The sequence below is a fragment of the Alicyclobacillus fodiniaquatilis genome, assembly GCF_042678105.1.
GTDB lineage: Bacteria > Bacillota > Bacilli > Alicyclobacillales > Alicyclobacillaceae > Alicyclobacillus > Alicyclobacillus fodiniaquatilis.
In genome coordinates this window covers 1-26,211 of the sequence record NZ_JBHUCX010000013.1, presented here as the reverse complement: position 1 = coordinate 26,211, position 26,211 = coordinate 1, and the positions used below count along the sequence as shown (strand labels likewise).

At 46.7% G+C, this 26,211-nt stretch carries 23 protein-coding genes and 1 pseudogene; 6 read left to right on the top strand and 18 right to left on the bottom strand.

Features of this window, described 5'->3' with window-relative positions; all coding sequences use genetic code 11:
• Window positions 1-15 precede the first annotated feature (15 nt).
• Together ACFSB2_RS03200 and ACFSB2_RS03195 are read right to left on the bottom strand one after the other, a co-directional pair.
• Window positions 16-1,677 carry a putative ABC transporter permease subunit gene (locus ACFSB2_RS03200; RefSeq protein WP_377941204.1) on the bottom strand — a complete coding sequence of 554 codons (1,662 nt, stop codon included), beginning with the start codon at window positions 1,675-1,677 and terminating at the stop codon, window positions 16-18.
• Complete coding sequence (locus tag ACFSB2_RS03195; protein ID WP_377941203.1) at window positions 1,674-2,405, bottom strand: ABC transporter ATP-binding protein; 732 nt, start codon at window positions 2,403-2,405, stop codon at window positions 1,674-1,676. The genes ACFSB2_RS03200 and ACFSB2_RS03195 overlap by 4 nt, the downstream gene beginning before the upstream one ends.
• Before the next feature lie 175 nt (window positions 2,406-2,580).
• On the opposite strand from ACFSB2_RS03195, the gene ACFSB2_RS03190 reads away from it, so the two are divergent.
• Window positions 2,581-2,982 (top strand): helix-turn-helix domain-containing protein, encoded by a 402-nt coding sequence (locus ACFSB2_RS03190; RefSeq protein ID WP_377941201.1) that lies wholly within the window; start codon window positions 2,581-2,583, stop codon window positions 2,980-2,982.
• Window positions 2,983-3,230: 248 nt separating this feature from the next.
• Here the strand turns inward: ACFSB2_RS03190 and ACFSB2_RS03185 are convergent, their stop codons facing one another.
• From ACFSB2_RS03185 to ACFSB2_RS03165, 5 genes are all read right to left on the bottom strand, one after another.
• The gene (locus tag ACFSB2_RS03185) at window positions 3,231-3,887 is read right to left on the bottom strand and encodes a hypothetical protein (protein WP_377941200.1); all 657 of its coding nucleotides are present in this window, start codon (window positions 3,885-3,887) and stop codon (window positions 3,231-3,233) included.
• A gap of 261 nt (window positions 3,888-4,148) precedes the next feature.
• Window positions 4,149-5,699 (bottom strand): MDR family MFS transporter, encoded by a 1,551-nt coding sequence (locus ACFSB2_RS03180; protein ID WP_377941199.1) that lies wholly within the window; start codon window positions 5,697-5,699, stop codon window positions 4,149-4,151.
• 40 nt (window positions 5,700-5,739) lie between these two features.
• A complete protein-coding gene (locus tag ACFSB2_RS03175; RefSeq protein ID WP_377941198.1) occupies window positions 5,740-6,342 on the bottom strand; it encodes a hypothetical protein in 603 nt (200 codons plus the stop codon).
• Window positions 6,343-6,357: 15 nt separating this feature from the next.
• Window positions 6,358-7,176 (bottom strand): polymer-forming cytoskeletal protein, encoded by an 819-nt coding sequence (locus tag ACFSB2_RS03170; RefSeq protein ID WP_377941197.1) that lies wholly within the window; start codon window positions 7,174-7,176, stop codon window positions 6,358-6,360.
• Window positions 7,177-7,226: 50 nt separating this feature from the next.
• Window positions 7,227-7,850 carry a YhbD family protein gene (locus ACFSB2_RS03165; RefSeq protein WP_377941195.1) on the bottom strand — a complete coding sequence of 208 codons (624 nt, stop codon included), beginning with the start codon at window positions 7,848-7,850 and terminating at the stop codon, window positions 7,227-7,229.
• Between the two features lie 826 nt (window positions 7,851-8,676).
• Between ACFSB2_RS03165 and ACFSB2_RS03160 the strand changes: the two genes are divergently transcribed.
• Genes ACFSB2_RS03160 through ACFSB2_RS03150 form a run of 3 tightly spaced genes read left to right on the top strand, consistent with a single transcriptional unit; the run spans window position 8,677 to window position 12,527 of the window.
• Window positions 8,677-10,266 (top strand): spore germination protein, encoded by a 1,590-nt coding sequence (locus ACFSB2_RS03160; protein WP_377941194.1) that lies wholly within the window; start codon window positions 8,677-8,679, stop codon window positions 10,264-10,266.
• Window positions 10,263-11,414 (top strand): Ger(x)C family spore germination protein, encoded by a 1,152-nt coding sequence (locus ACFSB2_RS03155; RefSeq protein WP_377941193.1) that lies wholly within the window; start codon window positions 10,263-10,265, stop codon window positions 11,412-11,414. The genes ACFSB2_RS03160 and ACFSB2_RS03155 overlap by 4 nt, the downstream gene beginning before the upstream one ends.
• A gap of 3 nt (window positions 11,415-11,417) precedes the next feature.
• The gene (locus ACFSB2_RS03150; RefSeq protein ID WP_377941192.1) at window positions 11,418-12,527 is read left to right on the top strand and encodes a GerAB/ArcD/ProY family transporter; all 1,110 of its coding nucleotides are present in this window, start codon (window positions 11,418-11,420) and stop codon (window positions 12,525-12,527) included.
• A 457-nt stretch (window positions 12,528-12,984) separates the two neighbouring features.
• Here ACFSB2_RS03150 and ACFSB2_RS03145 read toward each other — a convergent pair whose 3' ends face one another.
• From ACFSB2_RS03145 to ACFSB2_RS03105, 9 genes are all read right to left on the bottom strand, one after another.
• The gene (locus tag ACFSB2_RS03145; RefSeq protein ID WP_377941191.1) at window positions 12,985-13,278 is read right to left on the bottom strand and encodes a spore coat protein; all 294 of its coding nucleotides are present in this window, start codon (window positions 13,276-13,278) and stop codon (window positions 12,985-12,987) included.
• The gene (locus ACFSB2_RS03140; protein WP_377941190.1) at window positions 13,275-13,508 is read right to left on the bottom strand and encodes a hypothetical protein; all 234 of its coding nucleotides are present in this window, start codon (window positions 13,506-13,508) and stop codon (window positions 13,275-13,277) included. The genes ACFSB2_RS03145 and ACFSB2_RS03140 overlap by 4 nt, the downstream gene beginning before the upstream one ends.
• A gap of 26 nt (window positions 13,509-13,534) precedes the next feature.
• Complete coding sequence (locus ACFSB2_RS03135) at window positions 13,535-14,671, bottom strand: zinc-dependent alcohol dehydrogenase (protein ID WP_377941189.1); 1,137 nt, start codon at window positions 14,669-14,671, stop codon at window positions 13,535-13,537.
• A gap of 23 nt (window positions 14,672-14,694) precedes the next feature.
• Complete coding sequence (locus ACFSB2_RS03130; protein WP_377941187.1) at window positions 14,695-15,084, bottom strand: spore coat protein; 390 nt, start codon at window positions 15,082-15,084, stop codon at window positions 14,695-14,697.
• Between the two features lie 16 nt (window positions 15,085-15,100).
• On the bottom strand, window positions 15,101-15,310 hold the full coding sequence (locus ACFSB2_RS03125) for a spore coat protein (RefSeq protein WP_377941186.1): 210 nt from the start codon (window positions 15,308-15,310) through the stop codon (window positions 15,101-15,103).
• Window positions 15,311-15,815: 505 nt separating this feature from the next.
• Window positions 15,816-17,345, bottom strand: coding sequence for a phospholipase D-like domain-containing protein (locus ACFSB2_RS03120; RefSeq protein ID WP_377941185.1), 1,530 nt, complete (start codon window positions 17,343-17,345; stop codon window positions 15,816-15,818).
• A 203-nt stretch (window positions 17,346-17,548) separates the two neighbouring features.
• Window positions 17,549-18,718: a Ger(x)C family spore germination protein gene (locus tag ACFSB2_RS03115; protein ID WP_377941184.1), complete on the bottom strand. Its 1,170-nt coding sequence runs from the start codon at window positions 18,716-18,718 to the stop codon at window positions 17,549-17,551.
• Window positions 18,715-19,818: a GerAB/ArcD/ProY family transporter gene (locus ACFSB2_RS03110; protein ID WP_377941183.1), complete on the bottom strand. Its 1,104-nt coding sequence runs from the start codon at window positions 19,816-19,818 to the stop codon at window positions 18,715-18,717. The genes ACFSB2_RS03115 and ACFSB2_RS03110 overlap by 4 nt, the downstream gene beginning before the upstream one ends.
• 1 nt (window position 19,819) lies before the next feature.
• The gene (locus ACFSB2_RS03105; RefSeq protein WP_377941182.1) at window positions 19,820-21,256 is read right to left on the bottom strand and encodes a spore germination protein; all 1,437 of its coding nucleotides are present in this window, start codon (window positions 21,254-21,256) and stop codon (window positions 19,820-19,822) included.
• 248 nt (window positions 21,257-21,504) lie between these two features.
• On the opposite strand from ACFSB2_RS03105, the pseudogene ACFSB2_RS03100 reads away from it, so the two are divergent.
• A pseudogene (locus ACFSB2_RS03100) lies at window positions 21,505-22,629 on the top strand (IS110 family RNA-guided transposase).
• 708 nt (window positions 22,630-23,337) lie between these two features.
• Complete coding sequence (locus tag ACFSB2_RS03095) at window positions 23,338-24,543, top strand: IS110 family RNA-guided transposase (RefSeq protein WP_377941522.1); 1,206 nt, start codon at window positions 23,338-23,340, stop codon at window positions 24,541-24,543.
• 145 nt (window positions 24,544-24,688) lie between these two features.
• Here ACFSB2_RS03095 and ACFSB2_RS03090 read toward each other — a convergent pair whose 3' ends face one another.
• Both ACFSB2_RS03090 and ACFSB2_RS03085 read right to left on the bottom strand, forming a co-directional pair.
• Window positions 24,689-25,303, bottom strand: coding sequence for a transglutaminase-like domain-containing protein (locus ACFSB2_RS03090; protein WP_377941180.1), 615 nt, complete (start codon window positions 25,301-25,303; stop codon window positions 24,689-24,691).
• Window positions 25,304-25,548: 245 nt separating this feature from the next.
• Window positions 25,549-25,851 (bottom strand): DUF5316 family protein, encoded by a 303-nt coding sequence (locus ACFSB2_RS03085; RefSeq protein WP_377941179.1) that lies wholly within the window; start codon window positions 25,849-25,851, stop codon window positions 25,549-25,551.
• Window positions 25,852-26,211 lie beyond the last annotated feature (360 nt).

Genomic DNA, 26,211 nt, shown 5'->3' with positions numbered 1-26,211 from the left:
CGACTTGTTGCCGCCTCATTCAATGGCGGCAACAAGTCGCTCCACATACTTGCGCATAAAAGAATACATACCCAAAATCCCCGCCAAAAAGATGGCCGCAAACAGAACGTCCACCACCAACCAGGAAGCATGTGCCTTATAGCGCAACAGAAGCATCAGCCCTAGCAAAATCCCCATCACAATGAGAATCCCCAGATTGGAAACGCCGTTTTTGAACCCTTTGATGACATTTCGCTCGTTGGTCCACTTCAAATTTGGATAAACAAAATCCAGCAACAACGCGCCACCATTGGCAGCTAGACAACCAAGCCCACCCAAGGCGAAAGTGAACAGGAGATAATACCACGTTGGATGAAACATCACAAACTCCAGCACACAGACAATGATGACCGACACAAGCGATACGACATTGGCAAAGCCCCATTTGCTCGTCGCCAATTGAATCGGCGTGATGGGCAGCGATTTGATATAGGAGAATTGCATGCCTTCGCGTGAGATGGCCGACGCGGCCACATTGTTAAAGCAACCAATCACCACTGCGATGGCCACCGCACATATCCCCACCAGATTTCCCCCGATATGTGCATGCCCATGTTCAACCGCCAAACCAGTGTGTGACTTGTGCTGGAAAGTGGAAAACAACGCGACAACCAGTGGTACAAACGTGCCAGACAAGGCGTTCAAACTAAATACAGGTGAACGGAAAAACAATCTGAACTCCTTGACCAACAATGCGCGCTGCAATGAACGAACGGGATCGCCAACAACCGGCACCGCCTGCCGTTTTGTACGGCGGGAAACCTCGGAACCACCGATATAGCCGCTGAAAAACAAATACTGCGCCACCAGGATGCCCACTGCACAGGCAAGCGCAACCGACAACAGCACCCACACCCAATTGACAAGCCCGCCATGCAGCCATGGCAATGTCACACTGTTCGTCTCCCAAATTACAGGGGGAAAGTAGCGCCCAACCGCATGCAGCATTCCATTTGGACCAGTGAGCAATGTGATGATCTTCGACGGATTTTCAAATTTGTCTGTCCAATTTTGGCGGACGGCAATTTGAATGGCGATGACGATGAGGATGCCAAGGAACCCACTGACAAAGCGAAACTTGTCGCGAATCCGCGGTACGTTGGTCACTCGCATCAACAGCGCAGATATGACAAAAGCGAGGACAAGCGGAATCACGGGCACCAACAGGAACAAGGCTACAAGGCCAATCCACGTCTCTATGCTGGCGCGATGCACGCCATAGACAGCAAAGGCCGCGCCCACCACAAATAGATTGAGGACCAACTGTGAGAGCCAAAGGGCGCAAAAACGCGCGGCGACAATCAGCCAGGGTTGAAGCGGCAACGGCAGGAAACTGCGTAAATCAGTGGACAAATAAACGGTTGAAATCGCCGTGATGATGCCGAACAGAAGTGAACTGCACTGCATGACTAGAATGGCCAGGGCCACCACGAGTGTTTGCAAATGAAAGTGCGCCAATCCGTCGTACAGCTTATCGAACATCGTATATGTAGTGACCAGCAAACTGCCGAAACAGAACACCAGCAGAACAAGGGCAATGAGCAGTCTTGAACCTTGGCGCCGACCATTGTCGCGCTTGCGGACGCCGTTGTAAGACAAGGACAGTTTGACGAGTGTCATAAAAGCGCGCAATTTCATCCGTTGGTCAACTCCAAGAACAGTTTTTCCAGGCTGGAATCGTTGGCCTCTCCTCGCAAATTGCGCAGTTCTTCCACAGTGCCAGAAGCGATGATCCGCCCGCCATGAATGATGATGACCCGGTCGCAAACCCGTTCTGCCACGTCCAGTCCGTGTGTGCTGAAAAACGTGATCTTCCCCTCGTCGCAATGCGCGCGCATCTTCGCCTTGAGCGTCGCCGTCGCTTTCGGATCGAGCCCCACCATCGGTTCATCCAACATCCAAACGAGCGGATCGTGAATCAGCGCCCCAATGATGGAAACCTTCTGTTTCATGCCGCGCGAATACGAAGAGATTCTATCGTCGAACGCGCCCTCCATATCAAAAGTGCGCAGCAACTCCGGCAAACGTTTGTCGCGATCCGCCTGTGAAACCCCATACACATCCGCCATAAAGCGGACATATTCGCGCCCTGTCAGCCGCACGAACGGATCTGTGGAATCCGGCACATACCCAATCAGACGCTTGGCCTCGACCGGATTGCGCAACACATCGACGCCGTGGATTGTAATTTTCCCCTTGTCCGGTTTGGTGATGCCAACCAACATGCTGATGGTCGTGGTTTTGCCGGCCCCATTCGGGCCTAAGAAACCGACAATCTCCCCTGGCTGTATGGAAAAAGTCAAATCATCCACAGCAGGCTTGTTCGATTTCCCGTACGTTTTCGTGACGTGATCGACAGAAATCATGGCAAACTCCTTTTGACACATTTTCGTACAGTTATTGTACCGTTTTTTCAGAATATGTTCTGCAATTTCTCACTTAGGGGTCATGCGTGGATGCAGATTGCTCTAAACCATATCGTGAAAATGGCCAAGAACTAAACTGAATCGTCGGTGGATATACTGTTTGTGAGGTGAAAAAATGAACAGTATTGACACTTTTGACAATAAAGGCGATGATGATGAGAAGGATGGTGAAAAAACAATGGCGCTCCCTGCAACGAATCAACAATTGAACCGTCATTCAAGTTGGGTAACAACTGGGCAGGCAAAGAAGATGCTGGGTGTCAGTTCTGTGAACACAGTCAAACGTTGGGCCGCTGAAGGAAAATTGGTGGCACAGAAATTTGATCAATCTGGCTGGATGCGGATTTCGGTCGATTCAATTGATCGTTTACTACAATCTTCAGATGCAAATGTAAAAACATTTCAAAACCTGAAAAAACGACTTGATGCCACGTCTGATCTGGATTTTGAGGTGACAGAAGAAGATGCCTCTCTGATGTCGGATCGTCAAATGGGTACATTACCGTGGGAGAAGTAAGAGTATAGATGAAAAGAAACAAAAAATCACATCGGTTCTAAGTTTCGGATGAAGGACACCTCATATGCCACTAGTCTGATGACTCACAGACTTGGTACAGGTTTACTCTCCACGAGCGCTTTAAATCTCTCATCAATTGAATGGACGCTGCGATCTCGACCCGCCTTGGTTGACACGCTCTCCTTGCAATCCAAGCTGAACAAGGTCTACTTGACTCTTGCCGCCGCTTGGGAAAGAAAGCGCAGTTTTCAAACGGACTGACGCATTTCAATTGACTTGTGTTCTGTATCTAAAACGATTGGTCTCACATCATCCTTTGAAACAAAGACCTCTTGTCCGTCAGATCCAATGCAGTAAGCAATCGGAATGGATATCCCACAATTCCGATATGAACCATCGGCATGACTTGCGCCGATAATCATAGTCCTATACTCGATTGCGATTCGCTTTGCTTCAGTTATCCATTCATTGAATTGCTCATCACTGAACATTCCAACTCCAATTGGATGTGCTACAAAATCTGTTCGATTTATCCCCAACTGGCCGAAGCCTTCAAATCCTTGTAACAATTCGACGCATAAAAGATAACCGATAGTGACACCGTTCGATTCAACGCGTGAGGGACTAAAAAGGAGATCACCCATGGGGCTTTTCGCTCTCTCTAGGATTACTTTTCCGATTTTATCAATGACTAATGCACGATCTTTTTGATTTTTGTCCCTGTAACCAGTAATGATTCCAACACCAAATTTACGTGCCAAATTACAGGCGTCCTGAACTAACCCTTCATTTGCTATGTATCCCTCTGGGAACAAAGCCCAATCTAGCGACGAGTGGTTACTCAATGCGTCTTCGAGTTGGGTGGTACCAGTTTCATGGATCGGCTGGCATACGAGAATTCTCATTCCACACGCTCCTAAAAGATAATGATGACAGTATGTAGGGATGAAATATTTATTTCCACATATCAACAAACCATCCCTACCTGCCATCTGAATATCAATAAATTCTGTACACCATTTCCACACAAGATTCTACACAACTGCAAATGACCACAGAACCGCTGATTTCGATTGCCATGCGACCAACTTGTGAAACAAAAAGGCTTCCCCAACCTCAGGGAAGCGCCGATTTCTTTCATCTCCATTTTCTCGATCCCGCCCGCTTCAATAAGCAGGCTTTGTCTTTGTTTGTTCACCTTCTGCGCCATCCGTGGACCTCCTGATCCCCTGGAAGCGCGCATTCCCTATCCAGAAGACAAACAGAAGGGCCAAAATTGCCGGAATCAGATCCCACAACAAGGCATGTGTCACGGATGTGGACAAAGCGGCGCTCAATTTGGTCAAAATAGGCGCCGGAATATGTGCCCGCGTCGCAGGTTGCAGCATGGCGTGCGGATCCATCTGCGCCAAGCTTTTTGCGGCTTTGCCCATATTCCCGAGTTGGTTTTGCACCTCATGCGAGAACAAATCTTTTTGGATGACGCCAAAGACGGTAATACCGACGGTCATGCCCAGTTCGCGCACAAACGAGTTGGTCGAACTGGCCGCTCCCCGCTGCCGCTCATCAAAGTGGTGCATAGCGCCCATGCCTATCACGGAGAACGACGGCCCAATGCCGAGACCGACAATGGCCATGTATACCATCACCTGCCATGTCGAGCTGTGCACTGTCAAGGTGGTGAGTAAATAAATACCTAGGATAAAGACGATACCTGAACCAAATAAAATGTTGCGGTACGGCATCTTGTTGGCCAGAGCGCCCCCAACCGGCGCTGCAATCGAGGTTCCGAGCATCATCGGCAATAATTCCAAGCCAGCGTTTGTCGCAGATCCGCCAAGCACTCCTTGGATGTAAATCGGAATGTAAATCACCGCGACAATGTACGCCGCCCCTGATAGCATGCCTACGATATTACAACCAGCGAATACCCGTTTCTTGAACATATCAAACGAGATGATTGGGTCTTTGACGCGTCTTTCCACCAGCAAGAAAATCAAGAACAACACAGCCGACGCGCAAAATAGCACGATGGTTGCAGCCGAATTCCAAGCGAATTTATTGCCGCCAAGTTCGAGTCCGAACATCAAGCATAAAATGGCAGGCACCAGTGTGATGATGCCGAACCAATCGATACTCTGTTTTCTATGCTGGCGCGACTCGTGATAAAAGAGAACAATCAAAAACAATGTGACGATACCAACAGGCACGTTGATGTAGAAGACCCAGCGCCAACTGATGTGGTCTGTGATATATGCGCCAAGCAGCGGTCCAAAAATGCTGGCGAGGCCAAATACCGCGCCAAACATGCCGGAAAACTTACCCGCTTTCTCCCGCGGCACCACATCAAAGATGATGGTAAACGCGATGGGCATCAACGCGCCGCCGCCAATGCCTTGAATGGCGCGATAAATTGCAAGTTGATCCATATTTTGCGCAGTGCCGCAAAGCATGGAACCGATTAAAAAGGCGACGACCCCAAAGATGAAAAACCGCTTGCGCCCGTACATATCTGAAAGCTTGCCGAAGATCGGCATCCCCGCCATCTCGGTGACGAGATATGCAGCGGTGATCCAAACGATTTTGTCGATGCCCCCGAGATGCGCCACAATGCTCCCGGTCGCCGTGGCGACAACTGTGTTGTCCATTGCTGAAATAAAAATGCCCAGTAAAAGTCCCGCTATGACAAAACCTAGCCGCGACTGTCGCTGATTCACACCATTTTCCGCCTTCCTGCCCAATGATATTTTTGGGGGTTCACACCTGATTGCTGTGCAGCACTTTCGCATTACTTGCTTGACGAAACGACGTCTTGTATTCGACCAAATCGATATCACAACCAGCGCCGATCTCGACCTGATTGCCGCGCACCACTCTCGCTTTGGTATATTCCAAGCGAATATGATCTCCCTCAATGGTATCAACCGACAATTCTTTTATCCCTGGAGAAAACAATTTGAAATGGGGTTTTACCTCAATGGTATCGCAGCCAATTTCACGCACATGGGCTGGCCCATAAAGAATGATTTCGATCTTTCCAGCATTGAGCAGGCCGTCAATGCGGAACGCGCCGCGAACTTTAAAATTTTCGGCACTACAATCGCCGTCGGCGGCCAATTCACCTGTCACTTTGATCTCTTCACTCTGCACATTGCCGTGAATATTGACCGCGCCCATGACACTTACTTGCTTCGCCGCTACGCTGCCGTGGACATTCATACTGCCCATCGCTTTCAACACTTCGCACGTCACATCCCCGGTGATGTCCCCCTCACCGCGTACAATCACTTTTTTGTACATACCACCGACAGAGTTCCCGGAGCCATTGATTTTCAAGTCCCTGGGTTGCTGCTGCGCCATCTTCTCATACCTCCCTTAGACCTGACGATGTTCAATCACTTTCGCTTCCTTACTCATTTGCAAATCCGCCCGGTATTCGACGAGATCAACCTCCGCGCCTGGGCCGATATGTACCCGATTGCCGCGCACCACCTTCGCCTGGGTATACTCAAGGTAGATGTCGTCTCCTTCTATCGTCTCAACCACCAATTTTTTCGAACGGCCTAACCAACCAAACAAAGGCAGTCTCCGCCATGCTTTTTCGACACGAATGTCCTCCCCGCCAATTTCCTTTACCACAGAAGCCCCGCCAAGTCGGATAGATACCTTACCCGCATTCAACAGTCCCTTGATGGCAAACGCGCCATCACTGCGAAATGTCTCCGCTTCACAATCGCCTGCAATTTTTGCCTCTCCCTCAATTTTCACGGATTCACTGATGACACTGTTGCCCATCCGCGCTCTGCCCCGAATGTGCAGTGTTTTCGCCTCACATCGTCCGCCAATGGCCGTGAAGCCGTTGATGCTCAATTCCTGACTGGACACTGCGCCCTCAATGCTCGTCTTGCCACGAATGTCGATACGCTTCGCAGTACAGGCGCCCATCATCTTCGAATTGCCGTCCACCTTGACTTGTGTGCCGGTGACGTCGCCCTCCACCGTTGCCTTTCCGCGAATGTGCAACACTTCAGCTTTGATGGCGCCTCCCATATTCGCGACCCCATCCACCCGGCAACGCGCACATTCCATGTCACCATGAATATTGCCCACGCCTTGTATGTTGACATCCTGATACTGACCTCCTGAAGCCGTTGCGTTCCCTGCCAAGTCGAGATTATGCAACTGCTGCTCCATCTTTTGACCACCTTTCTCTTTCCACCAAATCTGTGTTCCTGCAGATGCATTCATGAAACTTTCAACTTCAAACGCTCCACATACGTCGGTAAATGGCATTCCACGACAACTCTTGCACCTTGCTCAAAATGCACTTCACTCGAAGCTGAGACCAAAAAACAGGTGGCCACGCCCAGTTTGCGAACGAGGATCAGCCGACAATTGCGATCCTCGTACTTTGCATAGTGTTCTGCCATGGTCAGGAGCAACATTTTTCCTTCTTCCAAGCTGATGTCTCCAGTTTGTAATATCGTATCCACGACATACGCCCAGAACAGCTTTTCGAAAGAAAATTCCTTAATGTCTGGGAAACATGCAGCAAACAGATCCAGCGCCGCTTTGGTAACAATGTTCTGTTCAACAACTTCTTGATGGCTCAAAGATATCTCGGAAGGACTTGGTGAAAACATATCCGCCAATTCATCCAAAGACAGCCCATCTTTCATGTTTTTGATCTGGTCTATCCGAAGCAGGATTTTGTCTTTCGGAAAAAAAGTCTCCTGGCCAGTAAAGGTGGATTTGCGGATAAACCAAGCTTCTGGTATCAGGTTCTTGCGCTTCCATCTATATAATTGGCCATATGATATATTGGCCAGTTCCAGCAGATCTTTTTTGGATATCAAATCCTCATCCACAATTGCCTCACCTCCGGCAAAACGAATATAACATAACACTGTTACGCGTATCAAGCCTCAATTTGAGTATTGAGGTATCTGCCCTAAAAGTTGTGTGAAACTGTGTCATTGATAGGGAAACTTAGTTTATATGAATTTCAAAACGCACGAAAAAATGCCTTCATTTATGAAGCAGAATAGCTGAATTAGAATAAGCGGCAAGTGAAGAACATTGAAAAGTTGAAGAACGCGTTCCAGAATTGATGAATCGTACGATGCAGGAGCGATCTCTAGAAGAAGCAAGAAACATGATCGCGCAAAATGTACCTGAGGATGGCGTTGGACTCTAACAAGCGTTGTTTCATTCCGTATCTTCCGTTGCTCCACGATATTTCTCTGTCAGTTCTTCTGAAATCTGGTCCCTTAAATTTGTCCATTGGAGTTGTGGTCAACCCTGCCTTTGGGTTGTCCATCAAATCCACGGGCGGAAATGTTCATTCGGCTGTCTTAATGATTACCTTTATTTTTTATAACTGTTTACATATATGGATTTATACTCGCTATTGTGGGTTTTAGTGGAGCCAATATGCCTCGCAGTCCCGCCACATCCGTGAATTAAACTCCGTCCTCGAGCAAATCACTTTCTTTGAGTAAATTCCTACGCGTAGATAAAGTACATCCTTCCAAGGCTATCGCCTTCCAATTTTTGATTTTTCATTAGATTCATCAGAAAAACGCAAAACCTGATTACACTTTTGAGAAAGTAGAAATAAGGGATAAAACATTTAGAAAAGCAAAAAATAAGCTTGATTTGTTTTTTCAATTATCTTTAAAGGTGGCCCAGGACTTGCAACGATTCTTATCATCTAAGAACAAGACCAAAGGAACTCTTCAGGCTGATTCAGCATCGATCAAGAAAACGCGGTATACAAGAGTGAATTCTTGCAACGCCAAGTACACGGGAAAACTCGACCAAGCACTCGGATACTTTCTTGCGACCGTTGGAACAAGTGATGATTACGTGGTACGAACTGTTTTGGTCGCCGGCCGAGACGGCGCTTGCCTCTTTTTAAAAACATTATGTGACCCTGAGGCAGTTCAATCGGCACTGCGGGAAATACATTGTCACGATTTTGCTCAGTTGAAGGAACAAAAAGTTCTGGCCAAGTATCTTGTAGATAGAGTTTTGTCTGGAGCAGAGACAACATTCTCAACAAATCTATTCGACATGAAAGAAGCCATCGTTGCGGGAGACCTCGTTATCATCGTGGACGGTGTATCTCCCGCAGTCATCATACGTGCTAAGCACGTGGAACATCGCGCCCTTGATGAACCGAAGTTTGAAACTTCGGTACGCGGTTCACAAATCGGATTTGTAGAAAATATAACCACCAACATTTCAATCCTTCGGGATGGTTTCATGACAGAAACCCTTGTTGTGAAGAAGCTCCACGTTGGCAGCCGAAACCGAAAAGAAGTAGCGGTTGTCTACTTACATGACGTTGCCAACCCCAATTTGGTAAGAACGGTCGTTGACCGGATCAAAACCATTAAAATAGATACTGTTAGCCAAGGAACGGACATTGAACTCCGAATAATTGGGCATAAATGGACTATGTTTCCACTCACAAGAGCTGTTCAACGTGTTGACAGTACAGTTAAAGAGATTTCACAAGGGAAAGTTGTGGTTATTGTCGACGGTGACCCTACAGTATTGATCGTCCCTGTCACAATTCAAGATTTTTTTCAGACAGAAGAAGACTACAGTCGTTCATCCTTTGAAGCAACGTTTATTCGTTGGATTCGAATTGTAGCCTTCATCTTCGCTCTTTATCTTCCGGCGCTATATATTTCTTTTGTTGACTATAACCCCGAACTGTTGCCCAAAGTACTTGGATTGCAAATTGCAAAGTCCAGAGAAGGGGTTCCCTTTCCCGCTATCTTTGAAGTCATTATGATGCAAGTTGTTATCGAAATTTTGCGTGAAGCAACCCTACGTATGCCACGTCAGCTGGGTCAAACTCTTGGTATCGTTGGTGGGCTAGTAGTGGGTGAAGCGACTGTGCAGGCGGGATTGGTCAGTAATGTCTTGATCATCGTCGTATCGTTAACGGCAATTAGTATATTCGTTTCTCCGAGCTATGAATTTGGCATGGTTTTGCGGCTCGGCAATTTCGTCATGTTTACCAGTGCAGCCATTTGTGGTCTCTACGCCATCGTAATTGTCTCCATCGTAATCCTTTATGAACTTAGCTCACTAGAATCATTTGGAGTACCTTACTTAAGTCCTTTCGATGGACGATATATCCGTGACGGTATTGTCGATGGAATGTTTCGAATACCACTTACACTGCTGGAACGTTTTCGTACTGCTCACATCCTCCCACAAACCACCCGAATTGGACGTGGATTTCGCAGAGGGGGAAGATCAAAGTGAACAGAAAGTTGAGCATTGTGTTGAAGGCTTGTTGGCTAGCCGTGGCTATACAGTTTTTACCTGGTTGCTTTGACTACGAAAAAATCAATGATCGGGCACAAATTATCGGAATTGGCGTTGACCCAGTACAGGGCAATCCCGACTTATTGTCCTATACGTTCCAAGTCCCCGAATTAGGTCTTGGCGGAGGCTCGTCGGATCAGTCTTCGGCAAACCCTGGCCCCGGTGCCATGGGCCCGAACAAGAACTTTACGGCACAAGCACATAGTGTATCGGAAGCCATCGCGCTCGCACAATTGAATTACGACAAAATGTTCTACCTAGGAAACCTGGAGTGTATTGTGTTAAATCGGCAACTCAATGCCCATGCCATCCAGCACGTTGTCAATGAGCTGATGAGTACACGACCCGTTGATAAACTTGCGTGGATACTCACTACTCCTGATTCCGCACGAGTCGTGATGAATTACCAAAATGGTGATGAAGCTTCAGCAGAAATGATGGATAGGTGGTTAGGAGCCACAATTTCACAATACGGTCACGCTACAAGAACCCGGCTTTGGCAATTCTGGCGAGATACACGGCTTCCTGGTGTACAGGCGCATACAGGATTGGTCAAAATAGAAGACAAAAACTTGGTGATTTACGGAATGCAAACTTTCCATGGCAACACACCTAAACTCGAACTCACACCTACCGAAACGTTGTACTACAACTTTATTGAGGGGAGAGTCAAAGGTTTATCAATGTCAATCGGTGAACACACACATTTGTTTGATGTAAGAGACGTGTCCTGTTCGAGCAGACAATTTGTCCTGCAGCAAGGTAAGAGATCGACCCTTGGTGTTCGAATCCGCGTTAAAGGAATATTGGTTACGAATATAAGCGACCGGACTGAGTCGCTAAGTGATCGAGACTTGCAAAGATACGAGGGGATGATGGCAGCCGAAATTCAAAAGAAGTCCTATGCCCTCATCCAAAAACTCCAACAACACCATCTGGACTCAATTGGTTTTGGCAGAACACTACTTTTGAGTGATCCCACTGTGGAGCCCAATATTGACACGAAGTGGGACGAGTTCTTTGCCCAGGTCAAGGCCAAGGTAACCGTTGAGGTTCAGTTGAAACATAAAGGAGAAATTGTTTAACCAATGAAACGCCAAAATCGTCTTTCCAGATTTCAATACACGGCGATTGTTTCTTCAAGCTACTTCGCCTTGCTGTTTTGGGAATTTCCGCGTATCGCCGTCGCGAAAGCAAGATTTGACGCGCTCTGGTCTGTCTTTGGCGTGATCGTCGTAGGTACAATTGCAAGCTTGATTCAGGGGCTATTGGTGGAACGCTTCCCTAATTTGTCCGGTGTCGATATTGCCATCAAACTATGGGGAAAATGGCTCGGAAAATTGGTATCTATTGGATTCCTCCCCGTACATATTGGACTGGTCGCATTTGGCGTGTGGTGGAATGCTGATGCATTGAAAGATTTCTTCCCACAGACGCCCCATACAGGTCTGTATGTTTTTCTTTTAATCGCCGCATGCCGCGGTGCGTGGCTGGGAATCGTGCCCTTGGGGCGAGCCGCAAGCATTATTTACCCCATAACGATTTTAGGCACATTTATCACATTTATCACGATCCTGTTCCAGACGGATAAGTACCAAATGCCCCATACTGTTACTAGCTGGACGCATACGTGGGATGGCGTTTATGCGCTACTCCCCATTTTTATGGGGCTCAACATCGGTATCATGCTCGGTCCGTATAGGTATTCCACAACCACCTCGCTGTGGTATCACTTGGTCAGCCCAATTCTGAACGGAATTGTCTTGATGGTTGCTTTTTGCGCAGTCGTCTTGAACTTAGGGTGGTTACCAGCAAAGCTTCTTACGAATCCGGTTCTTGTGACCGTTCAGATGATGCGAGCACATGGTTTTTTGGTTGAGCGACTTGGGATTCTGATTATCATTATTGCAACTGCATTTGTCCTATTGTTTGCGGCTAATCAAATTTGGTTCGTGAGCGTACTGGCTGCAAGAGTATGCGAGATGGATCCCGAACGACATCGGGTATTCGTGATTCCAGCCACAATAGCAGTTATTACAGTGATGTACTCATTTCACAGCATTTATCATAAGGAACACTTATACGAGCGTTTCATGGTTGATGCGACTTGGATAGCCCTTATCGCGTTACCGCTCGCGATGCTCGTCACAGCATGGATACGAGGAATACGATCATCACCGTCGTACGAAGACGAATGAAACATTAATTACTCAAGTTTTGCCCCCTTATACAGACTTCTCCTTGATGGGCCGCATCAGTTCGACCAGCAGACGCATCGCGTCTGCGAACCGGATGTCGTCGAGACGGAGCTTAACAACGGTGCTTGAGCCAGACATAAGCGCCCCTATTAGCAACTTCACCGTGAGAAAACGCAATGAGGAAATTCCACTCAGATCGAATTTTACGAGTTGGAGCGGTATATCCAGTGGGAATGGGATCTGTTACTTGACTAAGTGGGACTAAAGTAGCTCATGAATGGTGATGTGATTCGGGGAATCGATGACGAGATAACAGAACTGAGAAGCAAAAGTAATGGCCCGTGACCTGCTCATTTCGTGATGAAATCTGCAGAGTCATAGGCCAGACGTTTTCATTCATTGTGGTAGCCGTCAGCCCATGTTTTGGATAGCATTGTTGTACTACACGTCCAAAGTGCTAGTGAATGTTGAGCGCAGTCTGCGCATTTTGCAGATCCAGCTGTATTTGCGCTTCTGGTTCATAGGCAAGGTACCAACCTTGCTCCATCATATAATTCGAAACCTGCTCATGTATGTCGATGGCATCCTCAAGATGCTTGCGAAGCACCGCACGAATCTCGGGCGAAGCCGTTTCCGTAATGGCAACGGAGTAATTAAACACGCCAGTTTTAGACGATATGAGCAAATCAGAGGCAACAATCTGGTCCGTCATGTCGGACACGCCTATGATATTTTCGATAATTGGGTTCAATGCTGCACCCCCTCTTGATATTCCGTCATGATGCGCGCACCTGACAACAAGTGTTGTAACTCCTGAATGTGTCTCTTGTCAGTAGCAGCACAGGTTTGAAGCAAGCTGTTCAGTTGGTCGTCGCTTACCATCGTTTTCATCGTGTTCGATTTGGTAAAGCACACATTCTTGAACGTCAGCATTTCGTGCAGTTCCATTGTTTCATGAAGCGCGAATGCTTTTTCCGTCATGCATATCTCCTCCTTTGTATCTTCTTTCACGGCTTGAGAATGACTTTAATGCATCCATCGGATCGGGAATCAAAAATTTCGTATCCGTGTGTCGCCTGATCCAATGGCATGATGTGAGTAATGACATCACCTGGATCGACTTTCCCAGTGCTAACCAACTCATACATGTACGGCATGTAATGAACCACAGGAGCCTGGCCAGTACGGATGTTAATATTACGATTCATGAGATGCCCTAACGGGAAACCGTTATACCGAGCACCATAGACTCCGGTGATTTGAATTGTGCCACCTCGCCGGACTGCCTCACTGGCGATTTCAATGGCCCCTAAAGTACCGCCCTGAAGTTTTAATGCTGTTTCAATCACTTCGATGGGCGTCATTTTTCCGTCCATACCTACGCAGTCAATGACCACGTCCGCTCCGCCTTTCGTGATCTCGTTTAAATATACCCCTGTGTCTTCCTGTTGTTCAAAATTGACAATTTCCACATGGTTGGTTCGCTTTGCATGCTCCAACCGATAATTGAGATAATCCACGGCAATGACACGCTTTGCACCTTTGATCCAAGCAAACTTCTGGGTAAGCAACCCAACGGGCCCACATCCTAGAACCACGACTGTATCACCGTCTTTAATGCCTGCGTTATCCGCAGTCCAGTAGGCAGTTGACATGGCATCCGCAATCAGAGCCAGTCGTTCATCCTCTACCTCACAGTCGTCAGGAATACGAAACGAAGAGAAATTTGCGAATGGGACGCGTAGGTATTCTGCTTGTCCTCCGGCATATCCGCCAGTGGTATGAGAGTAGCCAAAGAAGCCACCCGTATCCTCGTATGGATTCGCAAGCTCACACTGACTTTCCAGCTGATGTGTACAATAAAAACATTCACCACACGCTACGTTAAATGGAATGATGACTCGATCACCTTTTTTGAGTTTTGTGACTTCTGGCCCGATCTCTTCGACAATCCCCATCGGTTCGTGGCCAATCACATAATCCTTTGGGAGCCCTGGAATCATACCATGAATGAGGTGTAAGTCTGATCCACAGATGGCTGAGCTAGTGATTTTTACGATCATGTCATCCGGTTTTTCGATTTTACAGTCCGGAACTTCTTTCACCGCCACGTTTTTGACACCTTGATAAGTAACCGCCCTCATCGTCATATCACCCCTTAATTTGGTTATTGTGGTGTGTCAAATGTCTCAAGTGCCTTAATGCGATCCTTGAATAGAGGCATTCGTGCGATTTTGGCGGTCATTTGCGCAGATTTCAAGTCAAGCTGAAGTTGTTCTCCAGGATTGTACGGGTGTAACCATCCTTTTCTTACCATCAGTTGTGACAATTTCTCGTGCATGTCTAAGGCTTGGCGCAACTGATTGCGTACCTCCGTGCGTACTTCAGGTGTAGCGCACTCCGTTAGGGACATGGCCGTGTTTCTGATGCCATTTTTCACGGTCAGTAAAAATTCGAGTGCCGCGGATGCATTCGCGAGGCCCATCATATCTGTAAACTCTTCTATATCCAATGGCTTCCCGAGGTTGGGATTTGCGTTCGTATTTTGATCTGTCATTCAATACCACCCCCTGTCATTGTGTTTGTGCCCTCGTTAATAGTGCTTGTAAGATATTCAGTGCTTCTAAAGACTGCTGCAAGTCCTGCTGGATCAGCTGCTTTAAATGCTTGTCTGTCACCAATCCGTCCATTGCTTTGGCCTTCGCCGCACAGATCGTTTTGAAGTTCAGCAGTTCGTGGATTTCCATCATTTCATGTGCCGCAAGATGATTGGGTTGTTGCAACTACGTTCACCTCCTCTACAAATGGGCTACGTAGTTACAGTCTCCAATCCCATTGAAGATAGACCACTCAGTATTTCGTTAATATTTTCCAATTAAACTTCATAAGAAATATAAAAGTGGTGAAGTCGAATCTCATATTCTTAACCAAAATAAGAGTTTTTGAGAATCGAATCGGCGTTTAATTTGGTTCGATCTACCAATGACCAACGTTCCGGTGCAGGCTTGTCATTCTGCCCTAATGTCCGCTGCTTTGTTCTACAAGTATCAGGTATACGATGTGCTAGTGCCACATCCGGCAGCTTTGATCTTCTTTTGCTCTCGTAATATCCGATCGTCGCGTTTGTGCCTATTTCGCCATCGAATGTGTGCTTGAATCACTTGAGCCAATTCTTTATGGTTCTTATAGTCACTTCCTTCCAGTACGAACTTGGGTAATGGGCGAAAGTGACATTCATTCAGTTCATCCATGAAGCATTCGTCGCGATAAAGGCCAACACACGCGACACTATAACAACGGTGAAAGTAGGCGCGCTGCTTGTTCTCGAATACGCTCTGGACCGGTTCGTTTCTCTAAGTCCTTGATGCGCAGCGGAATGGAATCTATCAGATCTTGCTCGAATTGCTCCGTGAGTTCTCTGGCCACGTCGGTACTGTAAATGACTTCACAGACCTCGTAATCCAGCCGAAAGCTTCTCATATCATAGTTTGCGGCACCAATTTCGGCGATCTCCCCATCTATGACCATCACTTTCGCATGCAACATCCCTTTGTTGTACAGGTAAATCTGGACTCCACCTTCTAACAATTCTCCATAGTACGTACGGCTTGCAGGTCCCACGACGCCAGGTACCACGTGGCGTGGATGTGGCACCAACAGTCTTATACGCACACCTCGTGCCACCGCCGTTTTAATCGCAACAATAATATCTGCATCGGGCACAAAATAAGGGGTGGTGATATCAACCGTCTTGTCCGCTCGGGTAATGCAAATAAAGTAGGCCTCCCGAATGACCTGAGTTGAGATTCGGGGGTTCCCTTCCAACGTCTGTACGTACGCATCCCGTAACACTTCTTCGCTTGGGGCAAAGTCAATGGCATCAGTAACACCGAATTCTGCGCCTACTTCCACCGAGAACCCTTGAAGAATGGGATCACCGGGTACTGGAATGTTCCCCGCTCTACGGCTTGGACCTGGAATGGGTTCTCGGCCATCCTCAGCTTTCTTGTTCCAGCTTGTCCTGATTGACTTTTGTTCCTGAGAGGCGATTTTCCAATGAGATTCGAAGACCGTCTGCAAATCCACTGCCACTTCACCGACGATTCGTACATGAGTGTCACGCCAAAATCCGATATTTGGGTTGAGTCCCAGGTATTCATCTCCAACATTAATGCCACCTGTGAAAGCTTCCTTTCCGTCGACCACGACGATTTTACAGTGATCCCGATAATTCAAAGTCGACAATATCCAAGGGAAACGCAGTGGAAAAATCGTCCGGCACTCAATCCCTGCTTCCATCATCCGCTGGATTTGCTCTCTGGGGAATTTCCGACTCGCCCATCCATCTCTAATAAAGCGAATATGTACGCCATCCTTTGCTCTCTGAATCAACCGATCTGTGATGCGGCTTCCGATTCGGTCATATCGATATATGTAGTATTCAACATCAATCGTTCTTTGCGCGTTTTCTATGGATTCGATGAGTTGCACAAAGGTTTGATTGCCGTTCGTAAGCACTTGGGCTTGGCCGGTTCGAAGCCCGTGTACGGTAAAATGTCGTAAACCTTGAGCAATCGTCGAAGCGGACCGGCTGAATGAATCAGGCAACGGATCCGACTCATTATCAGGAGAGGTCAGTCTTTCCTGGCGAATGCGTGGGGGATTCGATGTAATGAGATAAAACGCGAAACCGACTATAGGTAAAACTAGGCCGACCGTTAGACAATTTAACGCCACGGCAGGTCTACGTGCCTCACGGATTGCTACAATCAGCATGAAAATAGTATTCACTAAGTAAATCCAAAAAAGCCACCTCACACGAAATCCTCCCTCGCAGCCCCAAAAACTTTTCACATATGTTTTCCGGTTTTGTTTACCAATATGCTTAAGTTTGGCAAATCCGAGTTCATCATTTGTAATCCTCTCCAGCAACCTCCACATATCCCGTTATCACTTCTGGACAATATGCCATAGTATCACCCCTGCGGCGTTGTCAACACAGGATATGTGTCTTTTATGGCTTATGCCTCTGGGTTAAAGTCGAATTTTTTGTACGTCTGTAGAAAGTCGAGTTGTACTTGTACCTGCATGGTTGTTATGATCTTCGGAAACTTCCGATCCCACTGATTGTCCCCTTGCCAATCGTGCGGGGAAAACTGATACACGTTTCGTCCCATTCCCAATATATCTGCGTCGAAGTTTTGGCACTGTAGAACGGTGGTCTTGACAAGTTTCTCAACTTCTGACTTGACTTGTTGGTTTAACATCGCGAGTTCTTGCTGGTCCGTGTTGGTAACGCAAGCACCACCTTCAATCCAGCCTTTCACACGCACGGTGATGACAGTTCGTGGTTCGTTTGCCCCAGCGTGGATCACACGCGAACGACTCTTGACGGATTTTATATCAACAACGAACTGTCCGCCTTGCTTGGTCGGACATTTAAATGTAAGTGACGATTTAGGAAACTGATTTTCTACAAACATCCAACCGACAGCTTGTTGCTGATTAAGTCCACCAACAAACTTATCTGCCGAAAAAGCGGCAAACCCTTCGATTCGAGGTGCCGAGAGTGCTCCATCTCCTGAACCTAACCAGACTGCAATCGGCTGTATTCCTGGTGTCACTAACCTTTGGTGGAACCCACCCACTGTCGCTTCATATGGTTGAGTCAGCAACAGGCGGTTTTCGAAGAAATTCGACAAGTATGTGGACGGAATGGCATCCAGTGCTGGGCTGTATTTCAACACTTCGCTGGCTGGATTTTTTGATACAAATAGCCAAGTTTCTCTCGATGCCATACGTGATTGTAAGAGGGGGTTCATAAGGGGCAGTATGCCGCTTCCTGCCATGTGTTGGTTAATAACAAGACCCCGAACATGTCCAAAGAACAGGTCTCTGTCAACACTAAGTTGAATTTTGCGAATCGCATCAGCTACGTCTACTCCACTCTTGCTAACGACTACAGTGTTTTCCTCTTCTGAACCAGTGGAAGCTCTCGGTGTAGCGCTGAATTTCTGTGGTCGAGCTAATTGTAAGCTCACTTTGACGTTGTGATTATCTTGATCACTGGGATCGATTCCAATCATAAGCACTACAGCCCGTTTCTGCAATTCAGCGCCATCCCAACAACCTGGCAACAAAAAAAGGATCGACGCGCATAGAAGAAATGTGAGAAGGCGGCAGTTTTTCACTTGAAAATACGCCTTTCTTTCGCTGCCATTCGTCTGATTAGCCACATGACGGGTATTAGGCAAAAGAACATTAACTCAAATGACTTAATTATTGTCCCGTAAACGGAATATGCAACTTGTTGATTATTCGGTATGGCGACAATCAGCAGTATTAATCCAAAAACCCAAATGAGCCTAACCCATTGGCTTGGGTGCGTATAATAAGACATTACATGGTGTGCTCCGTATGAATACAGGTTCACCGCGGATATAACCGCGATCAATACAGGTAACAGGAAAATCAAATCCAGTCGTTCTAACAATGGACCCGTCATTTTTTGGATTCTAACGACCTCTATGACTGGCCACTGTGTAGAGGACGCTTCAAACGGGCCCAACACAGTTAAAACAACCAACAAATTCAAAACGTTCAGCATGATAATACCGAATCCAGCGTATGTAAAGCTTCGCTTTGTAAGGGTCACAGACATACCAAACCGTTTGAAGAGAGGAATGTAGATGACAAAAAGGATCAGTCCTTGTAAAAGCTCCATTACTTTTGTCAGGGAGTCAGCGGTTAACATCGAAGGGCGCGGAGTTACGGGTAGTAAATTGGAAAAATCCGCAGTACGGAAGCAGAGAAGCAACAATACAACTGCCAAAATGAGGGCAGGAACAAACAATACAGTCTGAAATCGTAGAAGTGAATCAAACCCCGCATAGAAAATCTGAGCTGGCGTTAGCATAGCAAACAAAACCAACGCTATAGTCGGCGTGTATGGTAGCGTCGTGTAATGTATCAAAGACGTACCAAGCAGTAACGCCTTGCCAGCACAAATCAATAAAAAACCAAGCAGAAGAAGATTGAGAACCCCTCCGAGTTTTCGACCGAGAAAGTAATCAAACATTGTGCATCCAGTAAAATCGCTCGGCATATACTGTGACAGGTGAACAATAAGTAACCCTATTCCTAATAACAGGAGCGTGTACAAAGCAATTAGGATCCAGACGGCAGATTTGAATTCGGCAGTCCATGTGGGTATCCATTCCATTGTTCCTGTTCCCAATAGGGCTTCAAACAGCAAAATCGTTAGTACGTTTTGATTGACCTCTCTTAGCATTTTAGTTCCTCCTGGCGCGATACCTTGCTCTCCCGAACCAACTACGAATACTCAAATACGTCGCTGTTCGGGAGTTGGTTAACTGTACTGGGGGGCGAACTAAGGTATCTTTCAAGTCTTGAACAGCCATTTGTCCAAACGGCGTAAGATACGGCACACCAAATGATTTCAATGTTGACAGATGCGCCAGCAAGATTAACGCAAATCCGAGAGTCCCAATAATTCCAAACAAAGACGTTGCGAGCAACATAGGAAAACGGATCATGCGGGTTACAAGTGCCGCTTCATAGTTTGGAATGGCAAATGCGCCGAGCGCCGTAAGACCAACGGCAACAACCATGATGGGACTCACAATCCCTGCCTGCACAGCAATATCACCAATTACTAAGCCACCTACAATCGTGTAAGATTGCCCCATTTGTTGAGGCATTCGGTTTCCCGCCTCCCGAACCAATTCAACCATGATTTCCATGACTAAAGCTTCCATGACAATGGGGAGGGGAATTCCTTCCCGTGTAGATGCCAATTGAAGAACCATCTTTAGAGGAATCAGTTCTGGATTATACATTGTAAACGCGATATATAACGACGGCACGAAAATCGATACAAAAAAAGCAATGATTCGAACTAAGCGCAGTGCTGTTCCTGACCACCATCGTTGTGAGTAGTCGTCGGTGGTTTGAAAAAAGGAAATAAGAACAGATGGAGCTAACAGCACAAAAGGTGTGCCATCCGCAATAAATGCAATTCTTCCCTCCAACAACGCCGCCGCTGTCTTGTCAGGACGTTCTGTCGCTTGTAACTGTGGGTACGGACTCCAGTGATTGTCTTCAATCCACTGCTCTAAAACTCCATTTTCAAGCAGACCATCAATTTTCACCTGACGGAGACGATTTGTAGCTTCGTGAACGATATCGGGACTTGCCAAGTCACGAATATAAGCCAATAGAACGGTCGTCCGCGTCCGTTCTCCGATAACAAATTTGTCGAACGTGAGTTTTGGATCTTTAATCCTAATTCGAAGTAAGGACACATTCGTATCAATGGACTCTGTAAAACCATCACGAGGACCTCGTATTGCAACATCGGTCGATGGCTCCTGAGGTGACCTTCGATTTAATCCCTGAACTCCAACAATAATGTATTCACTTGGCAAACACAAAACAGCTTCATTATCAAGAAGCGCGTGAACGGCTTCATCTACGTCCGGCACCCTTTTTATGTTTGACAGTCTTAACGTGTTATCCAACCAAATCGTCACGTCACGTACCCGCTTCATGGGTAAATGAGTGAGTGGTCCCAACAGCCGTTCTTCAACTCTTGTCAGATCAACAAGGGTCGCAATGAATACAACATCCAGGTTCGCATTTGGAACAGGGCGGACAATAACATCGAATGACAAATCAATTTTGTTTAGAAGCACCTGTGTTGTTCTCAAATTTAGATTCTCCCTAATAAAACCCGCTATACTCGCCTGATTCAGATATACATTCCCCCGTTTAATTGTGGCTTATGCGATACTATGGGTTTCGCAAATCTAAAACACTAAATGATTGTGGCCAATGTATGATGGGAAGGTAAGTCTTAGTCATAATGAACGAGGCCGGCCCCGCTTCGCAATCACGTGGGTTACACTGAAACTAGGAGAACCAGTGCAGAGCCACAATACGAAGGGAGCCGGTTACTATGAAGAATATCACAAAATTTGTTGGCTTGGATGTTTCGAAAGATACTATTGCGGTAGGAGTCGCCGATGCCGGTAGAGATGCATCGAGATTCTTTGGCACTATCGTAAACACTCCGGAGGCAGTTCGGAAGCTGGTTAAGCAATTAGAGAAAGATGTGCACTTGGAAGTATGTTACGAAGCTGGCCCTACAGGATATGGATTGTATCGTCAGTTAACAGGCATGGGTATTTCCTGTATAGTAATTGCGCCGTCGCTCATCCCATCTCGACCGGGGGATCAGGTAAAAACCGACCGTCGTGATGCATTACGTTTAGCGCAACTTCACCGTTCGGGCGAATTGACGCCTGTGTGGGTGCCAGAAGAAGAGGATGAGGCATTGCGAGACTTGATTCGTGCACGGGAGGACGCGAAGCAAGATTTACTACGTGCGAGACAGCGAGTATCGAGCTTTGTGCTTCGTCATGGATTGCATGCACCGAAAGGCACCAAGAGCTGGTCTACGAAACATCGACTATGGCTTGACGGATTGAACTTCCAAAACCCCGCCTTAAGAATTGCATTTCAAGAATATCTACATGCCATCGATGAAATCAATGAGCGAATCAAACGATTTGAGTGTGAAATTCACGTACAAGCGACCGAAAGTGTACACGCACCGGTGATTCAGGCATTACAAACACTGCGTGGGGTAGCGGAGGTCCAGCCACGACGTTGGTGGCTGAAATTGGACAATTTTCACGTTTCCGAAACCCGAAACAACTCATGGCTTATACCGGATTGGTACCCAAAGAATACTCGAGTGGTAACAGGCGTTGGCAAGGAGAAATCAACAAAACCGGCAACCCTCACGTACGTCGAGTGCTCGTGGAGGCGGCTTGGAGTTACCGATACAAACCAGCACTTAAGGGGGCGATTCGTCAACGACAGCAAGGAAAAAAACCCACAGGCACAGATGATCGCTTGGAAAGCACAAAATCGATTACATCGAAAATATTCCCGCCTTGCGCAGCGTGGGAAAAGCCACGGGAAAGTGGTCACAGCAGTTGCCCGAGAACTGATAGGCTTCGTTTGGGCCATTGCCTGCTTCATGGAACAAACTTTGGATATCAAATCAATTGCATAAAGAAAAAGATTAACCCGAACAACTATTTAGTTTCGCTTGAAATGTCGTTTGGTTGAAGGTTTGGCTCGGGGGCAAAGATCCGGTGTAGGAGAATCCTCGTTACCCCTATGCGCTAGGCTCAAAGCTGAACGCGCGCTTTTAGTTCGAGGCAGCTCCTCTGACGGAGGTATGAAATGCGATAGCCAACCCGCGAATATCAGAATGCCAACCGTCGACGTGCTTTGCCTTCGTGCCAAGTCTTCAACAAAACAAAATCACGGAATCTGGGGCTTGACGGGCCTCGTTCATATCAGGGGTACCGCCAACAAAATGACGCAAAACCCACGCTAATACAATTGATGGAATGAAATATCCGATTTTTCCTACGCTAACATTAAGAAACGCGGTTTTGAATATACCGCGTTTCATGTATTTATACACTTTTCTGCGACTAGTCTTCTGTCGCATTCGCCCCCGTTCGTATTATGAGGTCAGCCAGTTCTTACTGGTTGACCTCTTTCATTATAGGGGTTGTATACTCCGGTAGCCGGGTAGAACGTCGCCCCCGTGGGTCATCGAACCCGTGCGCTAAACTGTTCACCCCCTACTTGTGGAAGCATGTTTGAGGCTGGTTGGGACGACCTGCGATCCCGTATCACAAGCGAAGCTATGACTCACAAGAAGGCTTAGGGGTTGCCGGCAATTATCTTAGAAGGAGCGTGTCAGCATTTGAATCCAGTCGTTGGTCTGGATGTCGCAAAAGGCGAGAGCATGTGTCAGGTGTTTCTGAATAAGGGCAAGCCTCATGGTAAGGGGTTTGGCATACAACATACTCGGGATGGTTTCGGACATCTTCATGAAGTTCTGCGTAGCATTGAAGCGGACACTTCCATTCGTCCAGTCGTCATCTTCGAATCAACTGGACATTATCACACGCCCGTTATTCAATTTCTCGAAGAGCAGGACTATCTCTATATACTCGTCAATCCTTTGGTTGCTCATCAAGCGAAGAAGTCGAGTCTGCGTAAGGTTAAAACGGATGCGATCGACGCATATCGTCTTTGCGAGCTGTACTACAAAGAAGAGTTTGAACCATTTAAAAAGCGTGGTGTTCAACTTCTCAACCTTCGCAGTTTGACTCGACAGCATGGGTCAATCACTAACTTATGCGTACAGACGAAGCTACAGTTCACAGCCGTTCTGGACCAAGTGTTTCCCGAGTATAGAGGCGTGTTTGGTGACCTCTACTCGAAAGTTTCCTTATACGTGCTGCGGGAGTTTCCGACAGCGGAATCAGTTCTCGCAGTCCCACAAAGTGAACTGACGGAGCGGGTTAATGCATTATGTACAAGCCGATCACTCAAGTGGGCTTCTAAGAAAGCCGAAGAGATCATTGCAGCGGCTACCCAGAATCCGTTTTACGGGGCTCGATTACAAAGCCACATCTTCAGCTTGAAAATGTACATCGACATCATCCTTCAATACCAAGAGCACCTATCTGCACTTGAGGATGAGATAGATGCTCTCGCTGTAACATTTGAAGAGTGGAGAATTGTTCAATCCATCCCCGGTGTTGGAGAGAAAATCGCTGCAACGATTATCTCGGAGATCGGAGAGATCGAGCGGTTTAATGACCCAAAGAAGCTCGTTGCGTTTGCTGGTGTTGATCCAAGTGTGTTCGCATCAGGTAAATTCGTAGCGAGTGTCAATCGAATCACGAAACGTGGTTCAAACAGGCTCCGACACACACTTTACGTCGCCGTGCTCTGTGGGTTGAGAAAGTCAGGTTCCAAGAGACTCAAGGCGTTCTACGATAGAAAACGTGAAGAGGGAAAGCCCCACAAACTCGCCGTCGTAGCCTGCATTAACAAAATGCTTCACTGGATCTACGCATTACTGAAACGCAACGAAACATTCCTAGACCTGGCGCAATAACCAGGCACAATACACACAGAGAAAAACCTTCCAATCTATCTGGAGGGTTATTCAACACGCCCAAATTCAAGCTAACATACAAGAACATCTATTTTCACTGGCAATATTGACAAGCTATTAGCTGGTTTAGTTCAAGAAGGAGACCTTATAAGTCTGTGGGAAGGTGATATAAATACATTTCCAAAGCATCACTTTCTTTGTGATTTTCTAACGTTTGTACGATTTGAGGATGTGCGTCGTAATGGTTAGTTAGGTAGTCGATTTCACCATAGTGAGGTCGCACATCAAAGGCTAGCTTCTCTTCCGATAAGGAAAACTGAGCATCCACGCCAGGCTTATTTCCACGTGCATCCAACCGAATCCACCTATCTTGGGGAGCTAAATAAACGGTATTTAGCGCATGAATGCAGTACCCTGTGTCGGGCGTATCACCAAGCGTCAGTTTTTGATAGCAAACCCCAGTTGGAATACCCATTCCCCGAAGAAGTGCCGCAAGCAAGTGTGATTTCGCATAACAGATACCTTCTCGGTCCAGTAAGGCTTCAGACGCTTTTGCAGTTACCCGATGACCTTTCACATCATAAGAATGTGATACTTGGTCACGAACGAACTCGAAGGTGTCTCGTATAATGTTAATTTCGTCTTTCCCCTCATAGTTACAGCTGGATATAAAGCGATGGATTTCTTCATGGTCAACGTCGATCATTTGAGTGGAACGTAGATACCAGTCCAGCGGGGCTTTGGTTTGAAGTTCAGCCATTTCGCTTCACATCCAATCTGATTGCACTTTTGTTTTTCCATATAAATTCTATCAACAATACACAGTGCATCGCTATTGAATTCTTCTGTTCCTGATGTGCAACAAGGCACTTCGTATGTAGTTGCAAGTTCATGCACTCTGATGCTATCGATCTTCTCGGATTCAAGTACTCAATAGGCAGTAATAGAACGTTAGAAATTCCGAATAGGTACTTTAGAAATTGCATTGTCGTTAGTTGATGATGTTTATTTGAAGTTCGGCATCAGATATGTGAGAATAAACAACATTATCGATGGAATTGCAAAGATCAGCAGAGCAAGCGCCCATGTTAAACGGAGATTTCTATCTTCTGAATGCTCATTATAACTGTTCGCTCTTGTACGGTCTCCACTAACAAATGTACCCACTAATATGGCAGATATCAGCAACGGAATACCAGCAGAAAACATGGAGAAGTCTTGGATGAATTTCTCAGTCTGAATGAAAAGTCCTAAAATGATTCCTATAATTGCGACTCCTAGACCTGAGATAAAAATTTTCGATTTCATAAAGTATGCCTCCAAGATTAGATGACTTTTCGATTTGTTGAACCAGCTTCATCCCTAGATGTTTTCAAGAAAAACCCCCACTTGGATGTGGAGTACACGCCCAATTGGTGTAATTCTTGTAAATATTTATTAAACTAAGCTGCCCCGTTAGCTCCATAACACGTTCCGATGATGGAGTTCTTCGTTAACAGTATAACTTTGCGGAAAGATGCGATTTACCTGCTCTAAACGAAGTCTCTCGAAAGAAACACAAATGTATTGTCAGGCTGTTGAGAAACCCGGTTGGATTTCAACAGCCTTTTTCTACAGCATCAGTGTTACAGTTCTTGGATCATAAAGGGTATTATTATCGTGTAAGCG

Bases quoted from the DNA above. Each gene is read 5' to 3' on its own strand.
- ACFSB2_RS03135 (WP_377941189.1), bottom strand. From the start codon at position 14,671: ATGAGGGCGGTTACTTATCAAGGTGTCAAAAACGTGGCGGTGAAAGAA.
- ACFSB2_RS03200 (WP_377941204.1), bottom strand. From the start codon at position 1,677: ATGAAATTGCGCGCTTTTATGACACTCGTCAAACTGTCCTTGTCTTAC.
- ACFSB2_RS03140 (WP_377941190.1), bottom strand. From the start codon at position 13,508: ATGACGGAAAAAGCATTCGCGCTTCATGAAACAATGGAACTGCACGAA.
- ACFSB2_RS03195 (WP_377941203.1), bottom strand. From the start codon at position 2,405: ATGATTTCTGTCGATCACGTCACGAAAACGTACGGGAAATCGAACAAG.
- ACFSB2_RS03110 (WP_377941183.1), bottom strand. From the start codon at position 19,818: ATGCTAAGAGAGGTCAATCAAAACGTACTAACGATTTTGCTGTTTGAA.
- ACFSB2_RS03090 (WP_377941180.1), bottom strand. From the start codon at position 25,303: ATGGCTGAACTTCAAACCAAAGCCCCGCTGGACTGGTATCTACGTTCC.
- ACFSB2_RS03130 (WP_377941187.1), bottom strand. From the start codon at position 15,084: ATGACAGATCAAAATACGAACGCAAATCCCAACCTCGGGAAGCCATTG.
- ACFSB2_RS03190 (WP_377941201.1), top strand. From the start codon at position 2,581: ATGAACAGTATTGACACTTTTGACAATAAAGGCGATGATGATGAGAAG.
- ACFSB2_RS03170 (WP_377941197.1), bottom strand. From the start codon at position 7,176: ATGGAGCAGCAGTTGCATAATCTCGACTTGGCAGGGAACGCAACGGCT.
- ACFSB2_RS03175 (WP_377941198.1), bottom strand. From the start codon at position 6,342: ATGGCGCAGCAGCAACCCAGGGACTTGAAAATCAATGGCTCCGGGAAC.
- ACFSB2_RS03150 (WP_377941192.1), top strand. From the start codon at position 11,418: ATGAAACGCCAAAATCGTCTTTCCAGATTTCAATACACGGCGATTGTT.
- ACFSB2_RS03085 (WP_377941179.1), bottom strand. From the start codon at position 25,851: ATGAAATCGAAAATTTTTATCTCAGGTCTAGGAGTCGCAATTATAGGA.
- ACFSB2_RS03185 (WP_377941200.1), bottom strand. From the start codon at position 3,887: ATGAGAATTCTCGTATGCCAGCCGATCCATGAAACTGGTACCACCCAA.